The organism is Psychrobacter cryohalolentis K5, assembly GCF_000013905.1.
GTDB classification, from domain to species: Bacteria; Pseudomonadota; Gammaproteobacteria; order Pseudomonadales; family Moraxellaceae; genus Psychrobacter; species Psychrobacter cryohalolentis.
The window spans coordinates 2,062,968-2,086,582 of sequence record NC_007969.1 but is presented as its reverse complement, the minus strand read 5'-3'; the positions used below and the strand labels follow the sequence as shown (position 1 = coordinate 2,086,582).

The window sequence follows — 23,615 nt, the reverse complement described above, 5'->3', positions numbered from 1 at the left end:
TAAATATGGCATAGGTTTTATCAATGTTAAGCCGTATAATAGCAAGGCTTTGGCAAAAATACATACGTCCAATGCTATGATTTAATAATTAACTAAGTTATGATTTGTAAATTTTAGCCGACTAAATCCTAATAGAGTGACTAATAGCAAAGGTTTGACGATGCTTAAATGGTCTGATGTAAGTAATTTTTTATATACTAATTACATGTTAATGCTTCAATCGTAGGCTAAATCGTCAGACAAAAAGTAAAGCTGCAAGTTAAAAAATTGTTTTAGCTCATTATAATTGTTGTCATCACTGTATTTACCGCCAAGACTTAATAGTCGTCAGCGTCAGCAACCTTGCACTGCGTGAGGGAATAGGAATGAATATGAAACATCAGCCTTCAACGCCAGTGCATAACGTACCTGTTAAGTTGCCTGACCTCTTAGGTTGCCAAAATAGCTCAATCAAATCTAGTGCTACTATTAGTGCTAACGACACTCCGCGTCTTTATTTTACCCGCACAGCGCTTTTTAGTGCATTGACCACCAGCTTGGTCGGTTTTGGCTGTAGTCTTGCCCCTGCAGCTTTTGCCGCTACTACTGATTCAAATAATAGCGCTATAAGCAGCCAGATAACAGCAAAAACTGCTACAGCAGCGTCACCAAAAACCCCCAAAGCGGCGATTTCTGATGATGACCGTCAGCTGGATATGGCGCTAGATGCACTGCGCCTAAAAAAAGCGGTTGAGCAAGGTATTATTGAGCAATCTGTATTGGATGACTATAGTGAGCAAACGCTAGGTATTAAGAATCCAAACGCGAAAAATTCAGCTGGCAAGACTAACAGTAATGTTACTCCAGAAAATGCCAATAGCTTTAATAATGATTTCGATGATGCGCAAAATTTTGATACAAATCAAGATCTAGAGCAGCAAGCAGCAGCGATACAGCAGCAGGGCTATCAGATGATGACGCCTGAAGAGATTGATCGTGAGCTTGCGGCGATGGATAGACAAAACGCGCAAGATATCGATAGGATCGGCACTAGTAATATTGGCACTAGTAATAATAGGGGTTTTGATGCGCCTGTCGCCACTTTAGACGATCGTACGCCGCCGATTGGGCTGGATGTGGAATTAGACGCGACCAATCTGCCGACACCCAGTAATTTAGACACATTAGGCATCAATGAAAGCATTGCTGAGCGAGCTGAGACTGCAGAGATCATGGCGCGTCCTATTATGGTTAGCGATGCTGTCAGCAGTGGTAATGCCATTGAAGTGATGGATAACGATATTTTAGCCAACGTCAATCAATCAAAAAATACAGAAAACTCGATCAATCCTGATGACTATTTGCCAGATTATCAAAACGATACCGAAGCCGTTAGCGAAAGTATCGAGCAAGCCAAAACGCCGAGTCCAATGGCGCGCAATAAAGGCAATATTGTCAAGCGTCTCTATAATCGATTGTTTAATTCAGGCTCACTGGCGCTACCACACGTAGATACTACGATTTACTTACAACAAGTCGCAGCTAACAATAGCAATGCTGTCAATACCAAGCCGATACTAGTCAAAGCTGATGACAATGTGCAGCCTATTAAGAATATCAAGGCGGCGCTTGATGATACCACTGTGCAGTCTGTCGTTGACTTTACAGCAGCTTTACCGCGTTTACGCCAAACCGCATTAGATGCTGCAAAAGCAGTTGGTTACTATGATGTGACTTTGCGTCTAAGCCAGCCTTATACAGACACGATCGATGTCATTATTGAAAAGCTGGGTGAGCCCGTACGTGTCGATAGCCGGATTGTCGACATTCGCGGTGCAGGCAGTGAGCAAAAAGAGTTCGCTGAGCTTGAAAAAAATCTGCCACCAAAAGAAGGCGATATCTTTAACCACCGCGTCTATAAAGACAGTAAATCTGCCCTTGAGTCGCTCAGTAATACTTACGGTTACTTTGATCAATATTGGTTAAATAAATCCGTCGATATTATCTTGCCTGATAACACAGCAGATGTTTCACTGGTTTACAATACTGGCGATCGCTATGAGTTTGATGAAGTGGTATTTTTTACTTATGATAGAGAATCAGGGACACTGACCCGTGATCCTGCAAAACTGCCCGTTGAATTGTCACTGTTAAGGCAGTTATTCGACTTTAAAGAAGGCGATCCTTTTTATCGTCCCGCTGTCACCAAATTCAGTAATGATTTATCGGCGACCCGTTATTTTAATACTATCAACGTTGAGTCGATTTTGCCGCCAGATGAGCGCACACAAAGTGCTACTTTGGCCTTTGATAACTCACCAAATGTAGATAATTTTATTGAAACAATGGATGACGAAGTAAACAATGCTTCCGATGTTAATGCGCGCCAAATAGAAGGTGTTAGTAATGACGGCGAGCTTTATGCCAATAGCGGAGAGAAAGTAAATGCGGCTGACATTGCTGCTATCGAATTTGAAGCCGATGAAGAGACGCTTGAGAAGCTTCAGGCGATTAAGCAAAAAGCAGAACGCTTAAGCAGTCTGCCAAATGATCGGGTATTGGATGAAAAAGACCAAGATTCAAACAGTATTTTGGGTAAAATTAGTGATGCTATCAGCGACATTGCACAAAAGATATTCCCGGATGAGAAAAGTATATTGGCGGATGAGAACTTCGTACCACCAACATTGGCAGGGCGTAAAACACCGCAAGAAGTGTTAGAGAGTAAGAAAGTACCGCTATACGTGTTTGTGGCGGCGAATAAACCGCGCGATGCTCAGGTGGGTATTGGTTATGGTACCGATACGGGTGTCCGCGCAACCGCGAAAATAGATTATAATCTACTCAATCGTAAAGGCTATCAGGCAGGACTTGAGACAGAAGTTTCGAGAATTACTAAAAATGTCGGTGTCTATGCTAGCAGGCCTTGGAAACACCCTTTGAATGACAAGCTTGAAGCAAGTTTAACTTATGAAGAAGAAGCGATTAATCAAGGTGAAGGCAATTTTGATTTATCTACCAAAACACTCAAAGGGTCGCTAGCGCGTAATATCCGCCGTGAAACGGGGTGGAATCGCAGCTACTCCCTGCGCTACCGTTTAGATGAGTTAGAAACGGGTATTGATGATGAAGCGCAGTTAAACGATCTTCCTATTCGCTTTACGTCTTCACAGCCTAGACAGCAAGCATTATTACTTGGTTATGGCATCAGTAAGACAGATGTAGATAGTGTCACCAATCCCACTAGCGGTATCCGCCAATACTATTCGATTGAAGCGGGTGCTGATAAAGCGCTTAGCGATACCAATCTAGCAATTGCTCGCGCTGGCGTCAGCGGTATTTATAGCTTTGGTGCTGATGACAAGCATCAAGTGCTTGGCAGTATCAATACTGGTTATATTTGGGCAGATGACTTTGATGAGGTGCCTTATAAGCTGCGCTTCTTTGCTGGTGGTGACCAAAGTATCCGTGGTTATGACTATGAAAGCTTATCGCCACTAGATAAAGGCTATCTGACCGGTGGACAAATCCTCGCGGTTGGTAGTGCAGAATATAACTATGAGTTTAAACCCGGCTTTCGCGGTGCTGTTTTTACTGACATTGGTAATGCTTATGACAAAGATTTTGAGACAGATACCAAAGTTGGTGTCGGCGTTGGTATCCGCTGGGCGTCGCCTGTTGGCGTGGTGCGCGTCGATGTTGCAGCTGGTGTGACAGAAGAGAGTATTCCAGTGAGATTGCATCTGTTTATTGGCTCTCCTTTATAAAAGTATATAAACAAAACCGTTGTCTTTTTATTATTCTAGCGATTGCTGGTAATCATTCTTTAACGTAGTTGAGTGTCATGTCGACCAAAAATACCCTGCCTAATAAGCCATTAGATGAAGATCCAGCACAACGAGATGCCCGCGCCGTAAGACGTTGGTATCCGTTGTCTTTTGTGCTCAAATTGCTGGTACTGATTCTTATCGTGCTAGCAATTATGTTTGCTATCTTCTTATATGCGGCGGGTACTGAGTCAGGCACTAAGTTTATCTTAGAGAAAATCAGTGCAGAAACCGGTATTGAGTTCAAATACGGTAGCGGCAATCTGCGCGAAGGTCTATGGCTCACTGATATCGATATTGTTGCCAATGAAGATCTTGAGATATTGGTAGATAAAGCTTACGTTAAAATAGGCTGGCGCGCCGTCTTTGCCAAAGAAGTACATTTGCGTGATGCGGATATACAAACCATTGAAATTATCAATAAAAAACCACCAACAGGTGAGGCATTCGATTATAGAACCTTAAGCTTACCGGTTAATCTACGTTTTGATTATGCAAAAGTAAAAACCATCATTTATAAGCAAGTAACTCGTGACCCCATTGTTGTGCATGATATTGAAGCCCGCGATTTGACGTGGGTTGGCAGTATGGTGACGGTTGGTCGCGGTAGTTTGCAATATGGCGATATTGTTAAAGTCAGTGCATTAGAGGGTCATGCCGATTTGCAAGGCGACTATCCTTTAGATTTGAGTGCCATTGTAGAGGTCAGTGCTTTAGAAAAAGCCTATATTGATCCCTTGAATATCACCGCAACAGGTACGTTAAAGCGCACCGTTGGCAAGGTTAGTAGCCGCTACAATGATAGTGCGGTTAGTGGCGACTTTGTAGTGCAGGGATTGGATCCTGATGCACCGTTTCAAGCAAAACTTGAATGGGATGACATTCTGGTTCCTTATGCGGACAGTCAAAATATTCACTTAAAGAGTGGCATCGCGACCGCATCAGGTGTGATCTCAGAGATACGCCTACGTATCAACACTGAATTGACCGCTAAAGACATTCCTTCAGGACATTACCAAGGACGCGCTATTCTTGCCAATCGTCAGCTACGTGTTGATCGCCTAGATGCAGATGTGGCTGCTGGCAACTTGATATTGCAAGGTATCTTGGATTGGAACAGCAGCTTTGATGCAAAGATAAGAGCGAGCGGCAGTAATTTTGATGTACGTCGTGTCATTCCTAAACAATATGCGGACTTTAAAGTATATGCCCCGCAAAAGTTAAATGGTCGATTATCCGTTCATTATCAGCATAAAAATACTGCCGGTAATATGGAAATGGATGCCGCATTACGTCAGCGTGATGGCGAGCAAGTCAATGCCAATATTGTCCGTGGAAAAACCTCAGTCAAATCTAAACAAGTCGCCCCTTTGTATATTGATGCAAAATGGCAGAACCTTGTGCGTAAAAATATCCCTAATATTGGCAACATCAATAGCCCTAGTGGGCAAGCAAAGGTGATTGTTCGCGGCTCAAATCTTTCTGTCGATGGCACAGCCATTATTAATGAGCTGAATGCAGCGCCTAAAGGTAATTACGATGTCAGGCTTCGTAAGGCTGGCAATATCATTGATATCAACCGCCTAAACTATAAAGGGGTGGTGGGAGATTTATCAGGGACAGGTCAGATTCAATTAGCCACTAAAAAACGTCCGCTTACTTGGCAGATTGATGCACGTACTAATGGCTTATTGCCCAAGCAATACCGCAGTGATATACCGCTTGAGCGCCTAACTGGACGTATCAGTGCCCGCGGACGATTGCTGAATATCACTAAAAACCGTGTCAAAGGTCAGCGGCATATTATTAGTTTCAATAATACCGCTTTGCAGGCGCAGTTGGATGCCACGCAAAAAGGTCGTGCTATCGGCATTACTGGCGGCGGCGATGCCAGTGTTGATATTATCGGCGGTAAGCTATCGGTCTTTGATGCGCGTTTTGATGGTCAAATTGACACGGCTGATGTACCAAAAGGTCGTTTATCAATCGATGCCGCTGGTACGCCAAATCTGATCAGTGTTCGCAAGTTAAATTATAATGGCGAAGCAGGTGCGGTCAAAGCCAAAGGTGTCATCGACCTAAGAAAGAATATCGGCTGGACGCTAGATGGGCGCTTTGATAAGTTTAATTTGGGTTATTTCTTGCCCAATAATGCCGCCATTATTACTGGTGATTTAAAAACCACTGGCGAGTGGCAAAGTCCGCCAAAGAATAATGCTAAGGCAAAAGGCGTACTGAAAAACTTCGTTGTAAACTTTGATGGTGTCTTAGACGCTGAGCAATTGCCAGCAGGTAAACTGACTATTGATGCCAGTGGTAATGCACAGCTCATTCGCATCAAGCGTTTCCGACATGTGGGCGCAGCAGGCAGTATTGATGCTAAAGGCACCGTTGATGTGCGCCAAGGTCTTGCTTGGGATATTGATGCAGTCATGGATCGTTTTAATTTGGGTTATTTCTTCAAGGACATACCGAGTACGATTACCGGCACTATTGATACCAGTGGACGTTGGGGCGATACCCAACAGACGATTAATATCAAGCAAGTGAATTTGAATGGGATGCTAAAGGGTCAACCACTTAGCGCCAAAGGCAGCTTGACAGCCAAACTACATCTACCAAAAGATTTGGCAAGCTATTTTCAACGTTTGCAGAAGCAAGATGCGCAGGCACAATATAAGCAAGTGAACGCTTTGATCGAAAGCTTAAATGCCAATAATTTAGTACTGCGTTGGGGTAATAATTACATCACCGCCAATGGTAATGCCAAACAGCTACAAGCCAAAATCAATATCACAAGCCTTGATCAGCTCTCAGACAAGCTTGGTGGTAAAGTCTCTGGCGGTGCTACCTTGTCACAGCCAGCAGGACAAGCATTGCCGACTATCTATGTTGATTTGGTTGGTGAGCGTATTACGCTACCAGGCTTTATATTACGTCAAGGTCGTATACGCGGTAAACTGGTTAACTTGGCAAACAGTCCAAGCCAGTTTATTATCACTGCCGAAGGGTTAGAAGCGGCGGGGCAAAATTTTAAAAACTTTAATGCAACCTTTAATGGTACTGAACAAGCTCACGTAGTTGATTTTGATCTGCTTAATGAGAAGCTCAGTATCTCAGCAAGGCTTAAGGGTGGCTTTAATCGAGATAAGCTCAGCTGGTCAGGTGTTATTGGCAAGGGTCAAGTTAAGTCCAAATATGCAACCTTAAACCAATTGCAGCCAGCGCAGCTGATTGTTAATTTGCCTAAGAAGCAAGGTAAAAATAGCACAGAGCTAAAAGTACAGCTGGCGGCACATTGTTGGCAGGCGACTGATCAAACAGGTAAATTGTGTTTACGTGAAAACCTTATTGCTTCAGCCGCTGGTGGTCAAGTTGATTTGGCGATACAAAAACTAGATACCTCACTATTTTCAGCATTTTTACCGAAAGATATCGATTGGCATGGCAAGATTAACGGCAAAGCGATTGTTGGCTGGCAACGTGGTCGTCCACCAACGATTAATACCACGCTGTATTCTGACAACGGTAAAATTGGCTTGATTCAAGATGGTGATAGCTTGCCTGTCACCTTACCTTACAAGCGCATCTCGCTCATTGCGGTGTCTGTACCAAATGGTCTAAAAATACGCTCAGATATCAATACGGGTGATGGTGCTCGTGGTTATGCAGAAGTGATCGTCGATCCATATAAGACGCCCAAACCTATATCAGGTGCGTTGGTGCTCAATGAGCTTAATTTGGCTATTTTTAAACCTTTCTTCCCTGGTATGCGCGTGCTCGAAGGTAACATCACTATGGCAGGCGGTTTGGGTGGCACACTGGATAAGCCACAGTTTTATGGCGATGTGAAATTGGCCAATGGTCGCATGGCGATGCTTGATTTGCCGGTCAATTTGACCAAAGTGAATGCCACTGCCAAAATCCGTGGTACTCAAGCAACGATCGATGGTAGGTTCAATAGTGGTACAGGGAAAGGGACGGTTGCTGGTACTGTCAATTGGCAGCAAAAGCTACAGGCTAAGCTGAGTATAGATGGTAAAGGTTTGATATTGACCCAGCCGCCATTATTGGTGGCGAGTGTTGATCCTGATATCGATATTATCGTGCGTCCTTCCGATCGCTACGTCAATATCACTGGGGCAGTCAGTGTGCCATCAGCGACCATTCGTCCGCCAGAGGCCAGTGAAGATATTATTACTCAGACCGAAGACGCTGTCGTACTTGATCGTCGTCTTATCGGCAATATTGATGAGGTTTTAGCTATCTCAAAACCTTGGTCAATCAATGCTGATATCGGTATCGATTTGGGTAATGACATCAACTTCCGTGGTTTTGGTGCCGTGATTCCTCTAGCAGGTGCCATTCATGTCACGCAAAGCGGTACAGGCATCATGCGTGCAAAAGGGGTGGTACAGGTCTCACGTCGTACCAATATTAATGCTTTTGGGCAAAACCTAGAGCTTAACTATGGTCAAGTGCGCTTCAACGGCGATGTGATGAAACCGAGTTTAAGTATCGAAGCGGTCAAAAATATCAGTGGTAAAACAGTCGGTGTCCGTGTCAAAGGTAATACTGAAAGCCCTAATATCATCGTTTTCAATAATGCCGGGCTTACGCAGCAGCAAGCGATGAATGCCTTGGTCACGGGTCGTATTAATAATCAGAGTGCTACTCAAATCAGTGAGCAAGGCTTTAAATCTCAAGTCACCAATAACTTAGCGGCCGCTGGGCTGAGCTTTGGGCTGAGCGGTACACGTAATTTGACCAATCAAATCGGTCAAGCGTTTGGCTTCCAAAGCTTAACGGTTGATGCTTCAGGCAGCAGTGAAGATACCAATGTCAATGTCACCGGTTATGTGACCCCTGACTTATATATCCGCTATGGTGTGGGCGTTTTCAATGCGCAGAACAGCTTGTCGATACGTTACCAGTTGACCCGCCGTATCTATGTAGAGGCAACGTCAGCAGCAGAAAATGCCGTGGATGTGGTTTATAGTTGGCAGTTCTAAAGGTTGTACTTAGATATCTACCCTCATATTTGCTGTGATTTTAATAGATGGGCAGCTGGGCAGATTAGTTGACCGGAAGTGACGGCTTATAAAGTAATCTATCATTACTATTTGATCAAATAAAAAACGCCTTTATAAAAAGGCGTTTTTTTATGAGCATTAAGAGAATTTATTTGGTTAAAATTAATCGATTATTACGCGTTAAGCGTAGGCGATATTCTTCGCCTTCATGTTCAATACGTACCTCCTTGGTCAAAGCAAACAAGTGCTGTGATTGCAAAGTAGGCAGACGGTTTTCACGGAAGTTCAAATGACGAGAGATAACAAGACTCATGGTAAATTCCTTTTGATAGCAAAGTAGCAAATATTCAAAACAATAAATACTAATAGAATATAATTTATTAACGATAATAATTATCATTTAGATTGAATAATTTTGCAAGCAAATTTATAAAATAAATAACAGCGATTATGTAAACTTATCTAACCGTTTTTTTATTTAAACAATCTTAGCCATCAATCTTAGTAGCATTAAAGGAAAATAGAATGACAGTCAAACAAAGTAACTCTCTAACAAACACTTCAATAACGACAGTCAATGTAGCGGTTGCCGTTATTCATTATCAAAATCAGTATCTACTAGGATTTAGAGCGGCTTCTCAGCACCAAGGCAACCGTTATGAGTTTGTAGGCGGAAAGATAGACGCTCATGAAACAGCAAAACAAGGGCTGATACGAGAAGTTGCTGAAGAGACAGGTATCAATATTGCTAATAATACGGCAGTTAAACTCGGTCGATTGCATCATGATTATGGTGATAAGCAGGTCTGCTTACAAGTTTACCGTATTGAAGTGACTGCACAACAATATGCGCAATATAAAAACCTAAGCTATGGTCTAGAAGGTCAAAAGCTAACATGGGTAGAGGAGGCAGAGCTGCTGGCAGGGCATTATGATTTACCCGCTGCTAATAAGACAATCCTTGCGTGGTTACAGTTGCCTATGCAGATCACAGTTACTTATCCATTATCGCATTTTGATGCTGCCTCTAATCCTATAGCAGCATGGTTACAGTATCATCATGAGCATATAACGGCTGGTGCTTGGGTTTATATGCGGACAAAAGCAGCAGGGACAGAAAACAGTATCAAGCAGCTATTACAACTACGTACTGATATTCAAGCGATTACTCCTGACCACTTAGATATGGACAAAGCAGACAATGTAGAAGCAAATAATCAAATAATAGCAAGTCATTTAACACAGACACAGCTTATGCAATGGTCAAGCGGAGTAGCTAAGGAGCCCATGTCGTACTCTGCCTTGTCTACAAGCTTGCCATTAATCGTTAGTTGCCATGATGTAGATAGTATTAATGCTGCCAATCAACTGGCGTCTATTCGATTACAGCAGCAGTTGCCACCCGTTATCGGTATTTTCTTGGCACCTGTTGAGTGTACCCAAACCCATCCTGATACACCGGCATTAGGATGGGAGGCGTGGTCAAATTTAGCAAATTTAGCGGATATGCCAGTTATCGGCTTAGGTGGACTATCGCCTATGATGTATAAACAAGCCGTGCTACATGGAGGCGTTGCTGTTGCTGGAATTCGCCAGTTTTTAAAATAGTTTTTGGTACTATGGTTAACCGCATTTTTATAACAATTTTGGGCATTAAGCTGCCATTTGAACACCGCTAAAACCAGACTATGATAGGTCAAATAAAAAAATTCTCAGAGGAAAAATGGCACTAGATAAGTAATTGATTTGAATATTCTTTATCGGTTAATAAAAATGTAACTTCGCATATCTTATAAACAGAATTACTTACAAACCGTTGCGTTTTCCTACATTGCCACACTGTTTTGATTAGGGATTTGCCATTACTATGAATCATTAATTATCGAAGGGCGCTAAATCAAGCTTTTATAGACTTATTAATTGTTAAGACTATTAATGACTATGATGTTAAAAGTAATAGCCAATTTAACTTCCATTCATTTTTTGTTGTAGGGCCAGTGGGTGAAAATCATTTTGTGCTGCTCTGATAAATAACAATGGTATGAATAAATGCCTATAAGTAGATAGATCGCTCTTAATAATCACTGTTAATAAAATGGTATCCCTATGAAAACCAATAAGTTACCGAAGTCAGTATGGTCTGATTCTGAGGCAGCTGGTTCTCAATCACCGCATACTGACCAGCTACCTAAGTATAAGATGAATAAAGATCAGGCAACACCAGCAGGTAATATTGACTGTGCCAGTAATGACGCCAGCTATAATAATGTAGGTTTTAGTAAAGAATATTTAGAAACTCTGGCACAAGATATGTCACAACAAACCAGCTTTTTTGATTATAAATGTGTCAAAAAAACTCATGTAAGTGTACTTAACTCTAATTTAATTGATAACAGCACCTTTAACGCCAGTACAGCTGAAGTTGGTTGTATTAAGACAAGTATCTTCAAAGAATTTGAGCAATCCATAGTCGAGCCACCTCACATCATATCTCCTAAAAACGCAGCAAGCGTTGCAGAGATACCAGAGCGTATATTTATGAATGGTCTTATTAAGCATACTGGAATAGCCTTAGCTATTATCATACCGTTAGCAGCATTTTCTGCTTATGCAGCGACACCGTCTATGACTCAAGCGGTTGCTAGCAAGCACATGACCAATGTAACGGCAGAGGTGCTCACGGTTAAACCTAGCAGTATTATTCATAAATCTGCTAGTACACCGACTACGGTAGATAGCGTTGATCTCAATAAATATGCTGGTGCTTGGTATGAGATCGGTCGTTTGCCGATGTATTTTCAGCGTAACTGTGCCAGCGATGTGACGGCTAACTATGTTGAAAAAACTGATGGTTCAGGTATCAAAGTTATCAATCAGTGTAAGGCTGAAGATGGCTCGAACATTATTGCTGAAGGCTTAGCAAAACCTGCTGATGCGACAGGAAGCAAACTAAAAGTTACCTTTTTGCCATCGTGGATTCGTTGGTTACCGGTAGGGCGAGCTGACTATTGGGTATTGGCACGTGATCCAGATTATAAAACTGCTCTGGTTGGTACACCTGATAAAAAGTATTTATGGCTGCTGGCTCGTTCGCCAAACGTAAGCCAAGAAACTTATGCCAAATACCGTCAAATTGCCCAGCAACAGGGTTATGATTTGAAAGAATTTAAATTAACGTCGCAGAGTAAGCAGACGGTGGATTTGATTCCATAAAAGTCTGATAATGGTTTATATTGCCTTTATTTATCATGGCTCTTGTATTTATCATTGTTTAAGTGGATTGATAATAAGGCAGCATAATATGCTGCCTTTATCGTAATAACCCGTTTTATTATGCTAAATCGGTAGTCATCAAATAGCTTGTGACTCATACAAATTTGTTATCACTAGCAAAATAAGGCGTTTTAAGCTAAAATCTAGCTTATCTACAGACTCCTATGATAATAATCGATGACAGCAGTCGTCTGTTAGCATATCTGAGTGAGTACATAGACTGTATATACCTTATTCAATAATATTTCTTCCTATTTTACTGATTCCCCAATACTGACCATAAGGATGTTTCTCGTGAGTAACGCTGATACCTTACGCCAATTACATCAAGACCATTTGAGCAACTATAACACCCAGGAGCAACAAGCGATTGAGCTCATGGGGCTATTGAACAAGCTCTACAATGAGCAAGATGTGCAAGTGACTTTATTCGGTGATACGCTAGATAGCAATTCTGTGGGTCAAATATTGGCGCTGCATCAAAAAGTTGCTTTGCGTGATCAAGGTGCTCATGCGATTGATATCGCTGATACTTTAGCGATGGTTAAAGTGTTAGCAGAGAATAAAAATCTGTCAGCTGTACGTATTGATGTTGGTCAGCTAATCGCTAATGACAGTGATATTCAATCGGCATTACAGTCTGTTGATAATACTAAAGCGGCTATCAATGGCGCAGCGGATGTGGTGCTATATGGTTTTGGTCGTATTGGTCGTATTCTAACTCGTTTATTGTTATCGCAAGCGTCAAGTGCCAAGGGCATGCAGCTAAAAGCCATCGTAGTACGTCCCGCAGCAGCAGGCGACTTGGCTAAGCGTGCGTCATTGCTAGAGCGCGATTCGATTCACGGTAGTTTTGCAGGCGGCGTGATTGTTGATGATGAAAACAATGGTTTGATCATTAATGGTCGCTTTGTGCAAGTTATCTATGCCAAAGACCCAAGCGAGATTGATTATACTGCTTATGGTATTAACGATGCACTGGTCATTGATAATACGGGTATCTGGAAAGATGAGGCTGGTCTTGGTAAGCATTTACAATCGACTGGTGTGAAAAAAGTGCTATTAACGGCACCTGCTGGCGGCGAGATTAAAAACGTCGTATATGGCGTAAATAACGATACGGTCGGCGATGACACTATCGTTAGTGCGGCGAGCTGTACGACCAACGCAATTACCCCAACATTAAAAGTATTAAATGACGCATACGGTATTGAAAATGGTCACGTTGAAACCATTCACTCGTTCACTAACGATCAGAACTTAATTGATAATTATCATAAAGCAGATCGCCGTGGTCGTAGTGCGGTATTGAACATGGTTATCACCAGTACTGGTGCAGCAAAGGCAGTCGGGAAAGCGCTACCAGAGCTGAGTGGTAAATTGACGGGCAATGCCATCCGTGTACCGACACCAAACGTTAGCTTAGCGATTTTGAATTTAAATCTTAAAACTGCGCCAGCTAGTGCTGATGCGTTAAATGAGTTTATGCGCAAAATTTCAAATAGTAGCCAGTGGCAAACACAAATTGCTTACACGGATTCTACAGAAGCGGTATCAACGGATTTTGTCGGTGATACACATGTAGGTATCGTTGATGCCCAAGCGACTATTTTGACGGATAATCATGCTATCGTTTATATTTGGTATGACAACGAAGTTGGTTATAGCACGCAAGTATTACGTTTGGCAACGCAAATGGCAGGTATCAGCTATGCGCAGATTCCAGCTTAATACGTTTGTATAGCAGCAATGACTCGGTCATAATGCTTTGATTCAAAGAGCAGAGCGATGGTCATTAGTTATATAAACAAACGGATATGGTTTTAGCGGTAATATCTACAGCACCCGATAGTCCGATTGGTTATCGGGTGTTATTGTCATAAATAAAGCAATGATGTAGAGCAATATTGACGAAAGTCTGCCATTTTTTTAAAAGATAACTATAGGCAAAAGAAGCAGTCTATGACTGTCATTAAGCTTATAAACTAGAGTGTAAATAAAGGAAAGTAAGATGCGATTTATTGATGAAGCCGTCGTAACGGTAAAAGCAGGTGACGGTGGTAACGGAATCGCCAGTTTTCGCCGAGAAAAATATGTCCCGCGCGGTGGTCCTGATGGTGGTGATGGTGGCAAGGGCGGCGATGTTTATGTCATTGCAGAGGATAATACCAACACCTTAGTTGACTATCGTTATACCCGTCGCCACGACGCTATGCGTGCTGAGAACGGTCATAGTAGAAACTGTTCAGGCAAAGGCTCTGATGACCTTTTCTTACCAGTGCCTATTGGTACGACGGTCGTTGATACCGAGACAGATGAAGTATTGGGTGATTTGATTGAAATTGGTCAGACTTTACTGATTGCCAAAGGTGGCGATGGTGGTTTGGGTAATACCCATTTCAAAAGCTCTACCAACCAAGCGCCGCGTAAAGCGACGTCAGGTTTTGAAGGTGAGCTAAAAGTTCTTAAGTTTGAGCTAAAAGTAGTGGCTGATGTTGGCTTAATTGGTTTACCTAACGCAGGAAAATCGACCTTTATCCGCCAAGTCTCTGCTGCTAGACCAAAAGTAGCTGACTATCCATTTACCACGCTGGTTCCTAATCTGGGTGTGGTTGATATTGGTCGTCATCGCTCTTTTGTTATGGCCGATATTCCAGGTTTGATTGAAGGTGCCTCAGAAGGTGCTGGACTTGGTATTCGCTTTTTAAAGCATGTCGCTCGTACGCGTCGTCTGTTACACTTGGTTGATATCAAGCCTATCGATGGCAGCGACCCGGTCGAAAACGCTCGCGTTATCTTAAATGAGCTTGAGCGTTTTTCACCTGAATTGGCCAATTTGCCACAGATTTTGGTATTAAACAAAATCGATCAGGTGCCTGAAGAAGAGTTAAATGAGCTTTGTACCCATATTGTGGCAGAGCTTGGCTGGACAGGTATTGTTTTCCGTACCGCCACCTTAACAGGTGAGGGTGTTGATGCTATCAAGTACCACTTGATGAATGAGATTGAGCGTGAACGCGAACGTGAAATCGAAGATCCTATCTTTGCTGATGCACAAAAAGCACGATTTGAGCGTTTAGAGGCAGAAGTTCGTCTAAACACTGAAGCCCAGCGTGAAGCGTATCGTGCTGCTCGTAAAGCGGCGCGTGAAGGTACGGATTTGTCGGATGACGATTTTGATGATAGCGATGACGATGATGATGGCGTCGAAGTGGTTTACGCCCCTTAATCTGATTGGTCTTTGCACATATTTTTTAGATGTATCCCCATGATTAATTTACCATAGCAACAGGAGTTTATATGGCAGTTGGCATAGAGAACACGATAGAAGAAGCAAGGTTTGTTGAGCAAGCTCGTAACTTTGATATTCAGCGCGTTATTGTCAAGATTGGCTCATCGTTATTGACCAATAATGGTCGAGGGCTTGATCGAACTGCCATTTACGAATGGGCAAAGCAGATCGCGCAACTCCATAAGCAAGGCGTAGAGGTACTGCTCGTATCTTCAGGTGCTGTCGCTGAAGGGGTGGTGCGTATGAATCTTGAGGAGCGTCCTAAAAAACTGGCGGCATTACAAGCCTGTGCATCTGTCGGACAGATGGGTTTGATTGAAACCTGGTGGTCAGCATTGATTCAATATGGTATTCAAAGCTCACAGTTGCTGCTAACGCATGATGATTTGTCTAACCGTAGTCGCTATCTTAATACTACTGGCGCGCTTACGCAGCTACTAGAATGGCGTGTGCTGCCGGTCATTAATGAAAATGATACCATTACTATTGATGAGATTAAGTTTGGTGATAACGATACTCTAGGAGCGATGGCAGCGGCGATGGTCAATGCCGACTTGTACATTATCTTAACTGATCAAGAAGGTGTCTTTACTGACAATCCACGCAACAACCCTCATGCCAGAATGATCCGTCAAGAGCGTGCGATGGCTGATTATTTATTTGATATTGCAGGTGATGGTGGCAAGTTGGGTCGTGGTGGTATGTTAACCAAAATTCGTGCTGGTCGTCTTGCTGCTATGGGTGGCTGTCCGACGGTGATTGTGAGTGGCGCTATTGATGATGTGATCACTCGAGTAGTGTCAGGCGAAGCAGTTGGTACCTTGCTGACCACCAATGATCAAGACAAAATCATTGCTCGCAAACAGTGGCTTGCCGCGCATTTGCGTATGTCGGGCTCTTTAATTGTTGATGCAGGTGCAGCAAAAGCGGTGGTCGAACATCAAAAAAGCTTGTTGCCAGTTGGCGTGTCTGAAGTTCGTGGAGATTTTGATGAAGGCGATGTGGTCGAAATCGTCCATCAGGATACTGGTGAGCGTATCGCCGTTGGTCAAGTCAACTTTTCTTCTCGCGATGCCTGCCGCGTTGCTCGTGAGCGTACTGAGCAGTTCGATCGTATCCTTGGTAACAATGAAGAACGTGTCGTCATGGTACACCGTGATAACTTAGCATTGACGATGTAAAAAAATTAATATCTATAGAGCTATAAATATCTTGATAATAAGCGCTTTGCTATTCTTTCATTTAACGTAATTTATCCAGTGTTATATGCGCTTTGGTGACATATAGTGCTGTTTTGGAGATTTGTACATGAGTGCTTCAGACAATAATAATTCGCTTGAGCAAAAATTTGCGCCTTTGAAAAATGATAGATTGCTAAGAGCACTTCGTTTTGAGCCGATCGATACCACACCTGTCTGGATGATGCGTCAAGCTGGTCGTTATTTACCAGAGTATAAAGCGACCCGTGCTGAAGCAGGTGATTTTATGAGCCTGTGTAAAGATACCGCGCGTGCGACAGAAGTCACCTTACAGCCATTACGTCGTTATGATTTAGACGCGGCTATTTTGTTCAGTGATATATTAACCATTCCTGATGCCATGGGATTGGGTCTCTATTTCGAAGCGGGTGAAGGTCCTAAGTTTAAACATCCTATTCGCCAGCAAGCTGATTTGGATAGATTGCCTGTGCTCGATGTCAATGACTCTCTTGACTATGTCATGCGTGCGGTAACCAGTATTCGTACCGCGCTCAATGGGCAAGTGCCGTTATTTGGCTTTTCTGGTAGTCCTTGGACACTAGCCACTTATATGATTGAAGGTGGTAGCTCAAAGGATTATCGCTATACCAAAGGCTTTTTGTATAGCAATCCTGATTTTTTACATCAATTGTTAGATAAATTGGCGACATCTGTTATTGATTATTTGGATGCCCAAGTTGTGGCAGGTGCGCAGATATTACAGATATTTGATAGTTGGGGCGGCGCTCTTGGTCATCGCCAGTTTATTGATTTCTCACATGCTTATAATAAGCGCATTGTCGCTGAGTTAAAGGTACGCCATCCTGAAATACCAGTAGTATTATTTACTAAAGGCGGCGGGCTATGGCTTGATATTCAAGCGGATAGTGAGGCGGATGCATTGGGTTTAGACTGGACAATGCCGATTGATCGTGCCCGTCAAGTTTTGACCGAAAGTCAGCGTCAGTTAACCAAGCACCATAAAAAACTACAAAGTAGCAAAGCCATTCAGGGTAATTTAGACCCAGCAACTTTGTACGGCTCTCCAGCGACTATCCGTGCTGAAGTCAATGCGATGCTCGATAGTGCTTATGCTAACGGTGAAAAGACCGGTTATGTGGCAAACCTAGGTCATGGTATTACCCAGTGGGTTAATCCTGACAATGCCAAAGTGTTCATCGATGCAGTACATGATTATAAAATCTAAAAAGTACGATTTGAGATATGTTCTTAGTTATTTAACTGAGTTTATATCTCATATTTATTAAGTAATAGTAAAGTAGCAGAAAAGGATATCTTATGATTTCAGCAGCGATTGTCGGTGGCACAGGTTATACAGGTATTGAGTTGATACGTCTATTATCTGCCCATCCTAAAGTGTCTATTGACTTATTAACCTCGCGTAGCGAAGCGGGCACTCGCGCTGATGAGATATTCCCAAGTTTACGCGGTATTTCAGATATTGTGTTTAGTGATCTAGGGGACGAGACGCTAGCGACACTACAACAGTGCGATGTGGTATTTTTTGCCACGCCGCATGGCGTTGCAATGAAGCAAGCAGAGGCTTTGACTCAAGCTGGGGTAAAAGTCATTGATTTGGCGGCAGATTTTCGTTTGCAGTCATTGAGCGAGTTTGAGCACTGGTATCAACAAATGCACACTTGTCCTGACCTACTAAAAACAGCCGTTTATGGTTTACCTGAAGTCAATCGCGCCAAAATTGCTGAGGCATTGGTGGTTGGCAACCCAGGTTGCTATCCGACTACAGCTATCTTGGGTTTAAAGCCGATAATTGAAGCGCAAAATAAGCAATCTAAACAGTTGATTGAATCACGCATTGTTATCGATGCCAAATCTGGTGTTTCTGGCGCTGGTCGCCAAGCCAGTCTTGCACTGAATTATGCAGAAAGCACAGACAATTTTAAGGCATATAGCGTTGAAGGTCATCGCCATTTGCCAGAGATTGAGCAAGGTGTTGCCCAATTACTAGACAGTCAGTTTAAACATCGTATTCGTTTTTTGCCGCATCTGGTACCGATGATACGCGGTATGTTGAGCTCTATTCATATGGAGCTGACCGATGCAGGTGCTTTAGTGGATTGGCAACAAGTATTTGAGCAAAGCTATGCATCAGAACAATTTATAGATGTTATGCCAAAAGGGCTCTATCCCGATACCCGTAGTGTACGTGCCAGCAATCGATTGCGTATTGCTGTTCACCAAGACAATGAGCGTGCCGAATTAACTGTCATTGTCGTACAAGACAATTTAGTCAAAGGGGCAGCTGGGCAAGCAGTGCAAAACATGAATGTCATGTTTGGACTGGATGAGTCTCTTGGTTTAAATTTTGCGCCCATCGTTCCTTAACAGATGTTTAGTTGTAATTAAATTATCCTCATTTATGATACTAGGTATTGATTATAAATTCCGCTATAATAACTTGCCTTTCCTGTTAAGAGATACTGCCTAAATGCGTTTTAAGAGTGTACTACGCTTTTGCTCACCGCCAGCACGCCCATCGTGCCAAGACTCTGTTTCGTATAAATTGGAGCGTAGCTTACATTGTTCATTTCTGAATACTGAAACTCAGCGTAGTGTTGTGAAGCATTACAGGATTGCTCGCTCGCAGCAGGGCGCTTCCACATTGGTATTAGCGTTATTTGTGATTGCGATATTGGTGACAGCAATTGTCGCATTAGTATTTGGTCACAAACTTGGTTATCAACGTGGCTATTATTCAATGCAAAATGAAACCCAGCAAGCAGTCATTACCAGCAAAGAGTCGCTCCAAGAGCTAAAAGATTTGCGTGTCAGTCATAAAATAGCGACCAATGAAGTTGCTACTTCTAAACAAGAATTAGAAATAAGTTTGGCAAACTTAAAAGAGTTACGCGAAAATCAGCAAGCCATCATGGTTGAAAATAGACAGGTAGCGCAGCTCAATGACCTTTATGCTGAGATTGTGAGTGAGAAGGGCGGCATGCCTTTACAGATACTAGGTGCAAAGATTGAGCCCTTACCTGAAAATGCCTTTGAATATGGTTTCGATATAGGTATGCTCGCAAGTGATGGTAAAGCCAAACGTTTGAATCCAACGCTGACTTTGCTTGATGATGATGATTTTGTAGAAGTGCCATTAGAGCCCGTCAGCTACACTATTGAAGGCGTGACGCGTATACGTGGTCGCTTTACAATGCCAGCGGGTTTCAAGCCGTTGCAAATCAAGCTAAATCTAAAAGCCGCTGGTCAAGAAGTCGAGCAGCTGTATGATTGGAAGCTTGGTGCTAAAGTTGACAATATGCCATTATCACTGTTAGATTTGCCAGACGTCGATGAAAGTCCTATTGAGCCTTAAGTCTTATGGAGCATTAGTTGTCGTAGCTGCTAGCCAAATATCTAGTGCTACCCCTTATTTTTAACGATTTTATACTCTCTTAAAGATAACCATTCATTAAACCTACTGATTCATCTGTATTCCAATTATGATAAAACAAACGATAGCAAGAGCGACGCCAATTACATCAGATTGGCACTTTCCACATATACCCATGCGTCTTGCGCAAGTGGGTGAGCCTGAAGGTGAAACAGCCCCGCAGGCTGATGTATTGGTAGCAGAGCCGGAAGTCGCCAAGCCGCCTATGTATGCTGTGGTGATGTATAATGATAATTACACGCCGATGGAATTTGTCGTTTATATTTTACAATCTGAATTTCGTCACAGTATGGATTCGGCGGTTGAGATTATGCTGACGATTCATAATAGCAGCAAAGGTATTGCAGGTATTTATCCCAAAGATATTGCTGAGACCAAAGCCAAAAAAGTTAACAGTCTTGCCCACCGTGAAGGGTACCCATTATTGACCCAAATCGAACCGCATCAAGGCGAGTAAAGCCTTACTCTAATTCTTGATGACGTATGTTTCTCTCAAGTTCACTATATTCTAACTATATATCTTTAATATTTTTCATAAAATATATTCTTCTAGTGTTTTTAGAGCAAGTTTATTTAAGCACAAACTTGCTCTGCACCTCTCTTTTTTAAACTAACTTAGACTTTCTTATATAATCACTTTTCTCATTACTGCCTGTCTATATTCTCTTTTTGCATTATTCAAATTCTTGAATTGTCTGTAGCTTTAGTACATGCGCTCTATTATTGTTGAATGAATATTATCATTGAAAAATGGTCTAGGGACACTTCGATACATTTTAGTATGTGTTAATAGATTGACTATATCTGAGTATCATGTTGAGATAAAGAAAAGTGAGGATCATAGCCAAGCCATAGAAGCCATTATTTAACAGCGTCATTTAATAATACTCATATTGCCCTTGAACAATCCATCCACCGCCCTGATTTACTTACTAACTCATTCATAAAGCTATCAATTATAAAGATAGGTATAACCGTAGGAAGTCGTTATGTTAAGTCGTCATCTTGAAGTTTCTTTGCGTTTAGCAATGACACTTGCGCGCCAAAAATCGCATGAGTATCTCACTGTTGAACATCTTTTACTGGCACTCTTAGAAAATACGCACGCTGCCAACACATTGACGGCCTGTAATGCAAATATCTCAGCACTACGTACTGAGCTTGAGGCTTATATTAATAAGCATACTCCAACGGTCGATCCTGATACTGAGCAATCCCCGCAGCCGACCCAAAGCTTCGATCGTATTCTACAACGGGCAATTTTTCATGTGCAGTCTATTGGTGGCGGTCGTTTGGTTGAAGGGTCGGATATTCTGGTGTCGATGTTTTCAGAACATGATACTTATGCGGTTTATTTGCTCAAAAAACAGGGCATCAGTCGTCTTGAGCTGACTCAGTATCTATCACACGGTCAAGATAAAGATGAGCCATCTGAGCCGCGTGCTTCTATGACGGGAGAGCGCCGTAGTAGTGCCTCAGAAAAAACCAGTAAAGATCCATTGGTTGAGTTTGCGACCAATTTAAATCAGCGTGCTGCTGAAGGTAAAACAGATCCATTGATTGGGCGAGGTCCTGAGATTGAACGCGCCGCGCAAGTTTTGTGTCGCCGCCGCAAAAATAATCCACTATTGGTCGGTGAACCGGGTGTTGGTAAAACCTCTATTGCTGAAGGGTTGGCGTGGTTGATTATCAATGATAAAGCCCCGAAACCACTCAATGGTTGCGTAATTTATAGTCTTGATATTGGCTCATTGATCGCGGGTACTAAATATCGCGGCGATTTTGAAAAACGTATGAAATCGCTATTAGATGCATTGAAGAAAAAACCCAATGCTATCTTGTTTATTGATGAGATTCATATGATTATTGGCGCTGGCTCATCAATGAGCAGTAATATGGATGTGTCTAACCTGATTAAGCCAGCACTTGCCAATGGTGAACTGCGTTGTATCGGTTCAACCACTTTTACTGAATACCGTCAAGTGTTTGAAAAAGACCATGCCTTATCGCGTCGCTTCCAAAAAATCGACGTGAAAGAGCCAAGTGTTGATGATACGATTGATATTTTGCGTGGTCTGAAACCGCGGTACGAAGAGTTCCATAATGTTGTCTATACTGACGAAGCACTAGTTACTGCCGTTCAATTATCAGCGAAACATATCCATGAGCGTTTTTTGCCGGATAAGGCCATTGATGTTATTGATGAGGCTGGGGCTTATAAGCGTTTAGGGGTCGTGGCTGATGCAGACGATATAGAAGCGGAAGAAAGTTTCATTGCTGATATAGAGCAAGAGTTTGATGCACAGATTGAGGCTGATATTGACGGTCTCGACAGTGATACTTATAGTGATAACGAAATGCAAGAGGAGGCAGATATTGCGAAAGCCAATGATCTTGCAAAATCGTCTGTTAATAAGAAAGCAAAAGGGAAGCGCGCTCCGATAAAAATTGATGTAGCAGATATCGAAGCGATTGTTGCCAAGCTTGCACGTATTCCGCCCAAGTCAGTATCTAGTGATGATAAGAGTATTCTTCAGCATCTAGATCGTGATCTTAAGCATCTGGTATTTGGGCAAGATGAAGCGATTGCGACTCTAGCAGATGCGATTAAGCTGTCTCGTGCTGGTCTGAAAGCACCAGATAAGCCAATCGGCTCCTTCATGTTTGCTGGTCCGACAGGGGTTGGTAAAACGGAAGTTTCTCGTCAATTGGCAAATCTGTTGGGTGTTGAGCTGGTGCGCTTTGATATGTCAGAGTACATGGAAGCACATACCGCCTCACGTTTGATTGGTGCGCCTCCAGGTTATGTGGGTTATGATCAAGGTGGTCTATTGACTGAAAAAATCAATCAGCATCCTCATTGTGTGTTACTGTTTGATGAGATCGAAAAAGCGCATCCGGATGTCTTCAACTTGTTATTACAAGTGATGGATCACGGTACATTGACAGATAATAATGGTCGGGTTGCTATCTTTAAGCAGGTCATTGTTATTATGACGACCAACGTCGGTGCTGAGAGTATCAGTCGATCTTCTATGGGCTTTACCCAGCAAGATCATAGCCGTGACAATACAGAATCACTCAAGCGTGTGTTTACTCCGGAATTCCGTAACCGTCTTGATGCTATTATCCAGTTTAATCCGCTTGATACCTCAGTCGTTGTATCCGTGGTTGATAAATTCTTGGTTGAGCTACAGGTACAACTTGACGATAAGCAAGTTACTTTAGAGATTGATGATGAGGTACGTGATTATCTGGCAGCTAAAGGCTATGATCGCTTAATGGGCGCACGTCCAATGCAGCGCCTGATTCAAGACGAAATCAAAAAGCCTCTGGCAAATATGATTCTATTTGGTGATTTAGTGAATGGCGGGGTTGTACATTTAACCTTGGAGCCAGAGGCATCAGATGGTGATACTATGAAGCTCGATAAGTCGTCAGATAAAGGGTCAGCGGATAGCCGTATTATATTGACTGTTGTTGAGACTCATGAGCCACGTCCAGACTCCGAATCATTAGCCAGTTAGGTTATTTTTCGCA

Annotated in this window: 13 protein-coding genes; 12 read left to right on the top strand and 1 reads right to left on the bottom strand. The window is 42.6% G+C overall.

From position 1 onward, the window contains the following. Positions 1 to 365 precede the first annotated feature (365 nt). Complete coding sequence (locus PCRYO_RS08615) at positions 366 to 3,746, top strand: autotransporter assembly complex protein TamA (RefSeq protein ID WP_011514014.1); 3,381 nt, start codon at positions 366 to 368, stop codon at positions 3,744 to 3,746. A gap of 77 nt (positions 3,747 to 3,823) precedes the next feature. Further along, positions 3,824 to 8,818 carry a translocation/assembly module TamB domain-containing protein gene (locus PCRYO_RS08610; protein WP_011514013.1) on the top strand — a complete coding sequence of 1,665 codons (4,995 nt, stop codon included), beginning with the start codon at positions 3,824 to 3,826 and terminating at the stop codon, positions 8,816 to 8,818. A gap of 169 nt (positions 8,819 to 8,987) precedes the next feature. Here the strand turns inward: PCRYO_RS08610 and hemP are convergent, their stop codons facing one another. Continuing rightward, the gene (hemP, locus tag PCRYO_RS13100; RefSeq protein WP_020443783.1) at positions 8,988 to 9,152 is read right to left on the bottom strand and encodes a hemin uptake protein HemP; all 165 of its coding nucleotides are present in this window, start codon (positions 9,150 to 9,152) and stop codon (positions 8,988 to 8,990) included. Between the two features lie 212 nt (positions 9,153 to 9,364). On the opposite strand from hemP, the gene PCRYO_RS08605 reads away from it, so the two are divergent. The 10 genes from PCRYO_RS08605 to clpA all read left to right on the top strand — a co-directional run bounded on the left by PCRYO_RS08605 (position 9,365) and on the right by clpA (position 23,602). Continuing rightward, positions 9,365 to 10,447, top strand: coding sequence for an NUDIX domain-containing protein (locus PCRYO_RS08605; protein WP_011514011.1), 1,083 nt, complete (start codon positions 9,365 to 9,367; stop codon positions 10,445 to 10,447). Between the two features lie 498 nt (positions 10,448 to 10,945). After that, entirely contained in the window at positions 10,946 to 12,052 is a 1,107-nt protein-coding gene (locus PCRYO_RS08600) for a lipocalin family protein (protein ID WP_011514010.1), read from the top strand. A gap of 345 nt (positions 12,053 to 12,397) precedes the next feature. Further along, positions 12,398 to 13,843, top strand: a complete 1,446-nt coding sequence (locus PCRYO_RS08595; RefSeq protein ID WP_011514009.1) for a glyceraldehyde-3-phosphate dehydrogenase — start codon at positions 12,398 to 12,400, stop codon at positions 13,841 to 13,843. Positions 13,844 to 14,123: 280 nt separating this feature from the next. Next, positions 14,124 to 15,341 (top strand): Obg family GTPase CgtA, encoded by a 1,218-nt coding sequence (cgtA, locus tag PCRYO_RS08590; protein ID WP_011514008.1) that lies wholly within the window; start codon positions 14,124 to 14,126, stop codon positions 15,339 to 15,341. 71 nt (positions 15,342 to 15,412) lie between these two features. Further along, positions 15,413 to 16,585 (top strand): glutamate 5-kinase, encoded by a 1,173-nt coding sequence (gene proB, locus PCRYO_RS08585; RefSeq protein ID WP_011514007.1) that lies wholly within the window; start codon positions 15,413 to 15,415, stop codon positions 16,583 to 16,585. A gap of 127 nt (positions 16,586 to 16,712) precedes the next feature. Continuing rightward, the gene (gene hemE, locus PCRYO_RS08580; RefSeq protein WP_011514006.1) at positions 16,713 to 17,849 is read left to right on the top strand and encodes a uroporphyrinogen decarboxylase; all 1,137 of its coding nucleotides are present in this window, start codon (positions 16,713 to 16,715) and stop codon (positions 17,847 to 17,849) included. Positions 17,850 to 17,941: 92 nt separating this feature from the next. After that, complete coding sequence (gene argC / locus PCRYO_RS08575; protein WP_011514005.1) at positions 17,942 to 19,009, top strand: N-acetyl-gamma-glutamyl-phosphate reductase; 1,068 nt, start codon at positions 17,942 to 17,944, stop codon at positions 19,007 to 19,009. 103 nt (positions 19,010 to 19,112) lie between these two features. After that, positions 19,113 to 19,997 (top strand): hypothetical protein, encoded by an 885-nt coding sequence (locus PCRYO_RS08570; RefSeq protein WP_011514004.1) that lies wholly within the window; start codon positions 19,113 to 19,115, stop codon positions 19,995 to 19,997. A 127-nt stretch (positions 19,998 to 20,124) separates the two neighbouring features. After that, entirely contained in the window at positions 20,125 to 20,532 is a 408-nt protein-coding gene (locus tag PCRYO_RS08565; protein WP_011514003.1) for an ATP-dependent Clp protease adaptor ClpS, read from the top strand. Positions 20,533 to 21,064: 532 nt separating this feature from the next. After that, complete coding sequence (gene clpA, locus PCRYO_RS08560) at positions 21,065 to 23,602, top strand: ATP-dependent Clp protease ATP-binding subunit ClpA (protein WP_011514002.1); 2,538 nt, start codon at positions 21,065 to 21,067, stop codon at positions 23,600 to 23,602. Positions 23,603 to 23,615: the final 13 nt, after the last annotated feature.

Bases quoted from the DNA above. Each gene is read 5' to 3' on its own strand.
- PCRYO_RS08610 (WP_011514013.1), top strand. From the start codon at position 3,824: ATGTCGACCAAAAATACCCTGCCTAATAAGCCATTAGATGAAGATCCA.
- PCRYO_RS08615 (WP_011514014.1), top strand. From the start codon at position 366: ATGAATATGAAACATCAGCCTTCAACGCCAGTGCATAACGTACCTGTT.
- argC (WP_011514005.1), top strand. From the start codon at position 17,942: ATGATTTCAGCAGCGATTGTCGGTGGCACAGGTTATACAGGTATTGAG.
- cgtA (WP_011514008.1), top strand. From the start codon at position 14,124: ATGCGATTTATTGATGAAGCCGTCGTAACGGTAAAAGCAGGTGACGGT.
- PCRYO_RS08570 (WP_011514004.1), top strand. From the start codon at position 19,113: ATGCGTTTTAAGAGTGTACTACGCTTTTGCTCACCGCCAGCACGCCCA.
- PCRYO_RS08600 (WP_011514010.1), top strand. From the start codon at position 10,946: ATGAAAACCAATAAGTTACCGAAGTCAGTATGGTCTGATTCTGAGGCA.
- hemP (WP_020443783.1), bottom strand. From the start codon at position 9,152: ATGAGTCTTGTTATCTCTCGTCATTTGAACTTCCGTGAAAACCGTCTG.
- PCRYO_RS08565 (WP_011514003.1), top strand. From the start codon at position 20,125: ATGATAAAACAAACGATAGCAAGAGCGACGCCAATTACATCAGATTGG.
- clpA (WP_011514002.1), top strand. From the start codon at position 21,065: ATGTTAAGTCGTCATCTTGAAGTTTCTTTGCGTTTAGCAATGACACTT.
- PCRYO_RS08605 (WP_011514011.1), top strand. From the start codon at position 9,365: ATGACAGTCAAACAAAGTAACTCTCTAACAAACACTTCAATAACGACA.
- PCRYO_RS08595 (WP_011514009.1), top strand. From the start codon at position 12,398: ATGTTTCTCGTGAGTAACGCTGATACCTTACGCCAATTACATCAAGAC.
- hemE (WP_011514006.1), top strand. From the start codon at position 16,713: ATGAGTGCTTCAGACAATAATAATTCGCTTGAGCAAAAATTTGCGCCT.
- proB (WP_011514007.1), top strand. From the start codon at position 15,413: ATGGCAGTTGGCATAGAGAACACGATAGAAGAAGCAAGGTTTGTTGAG.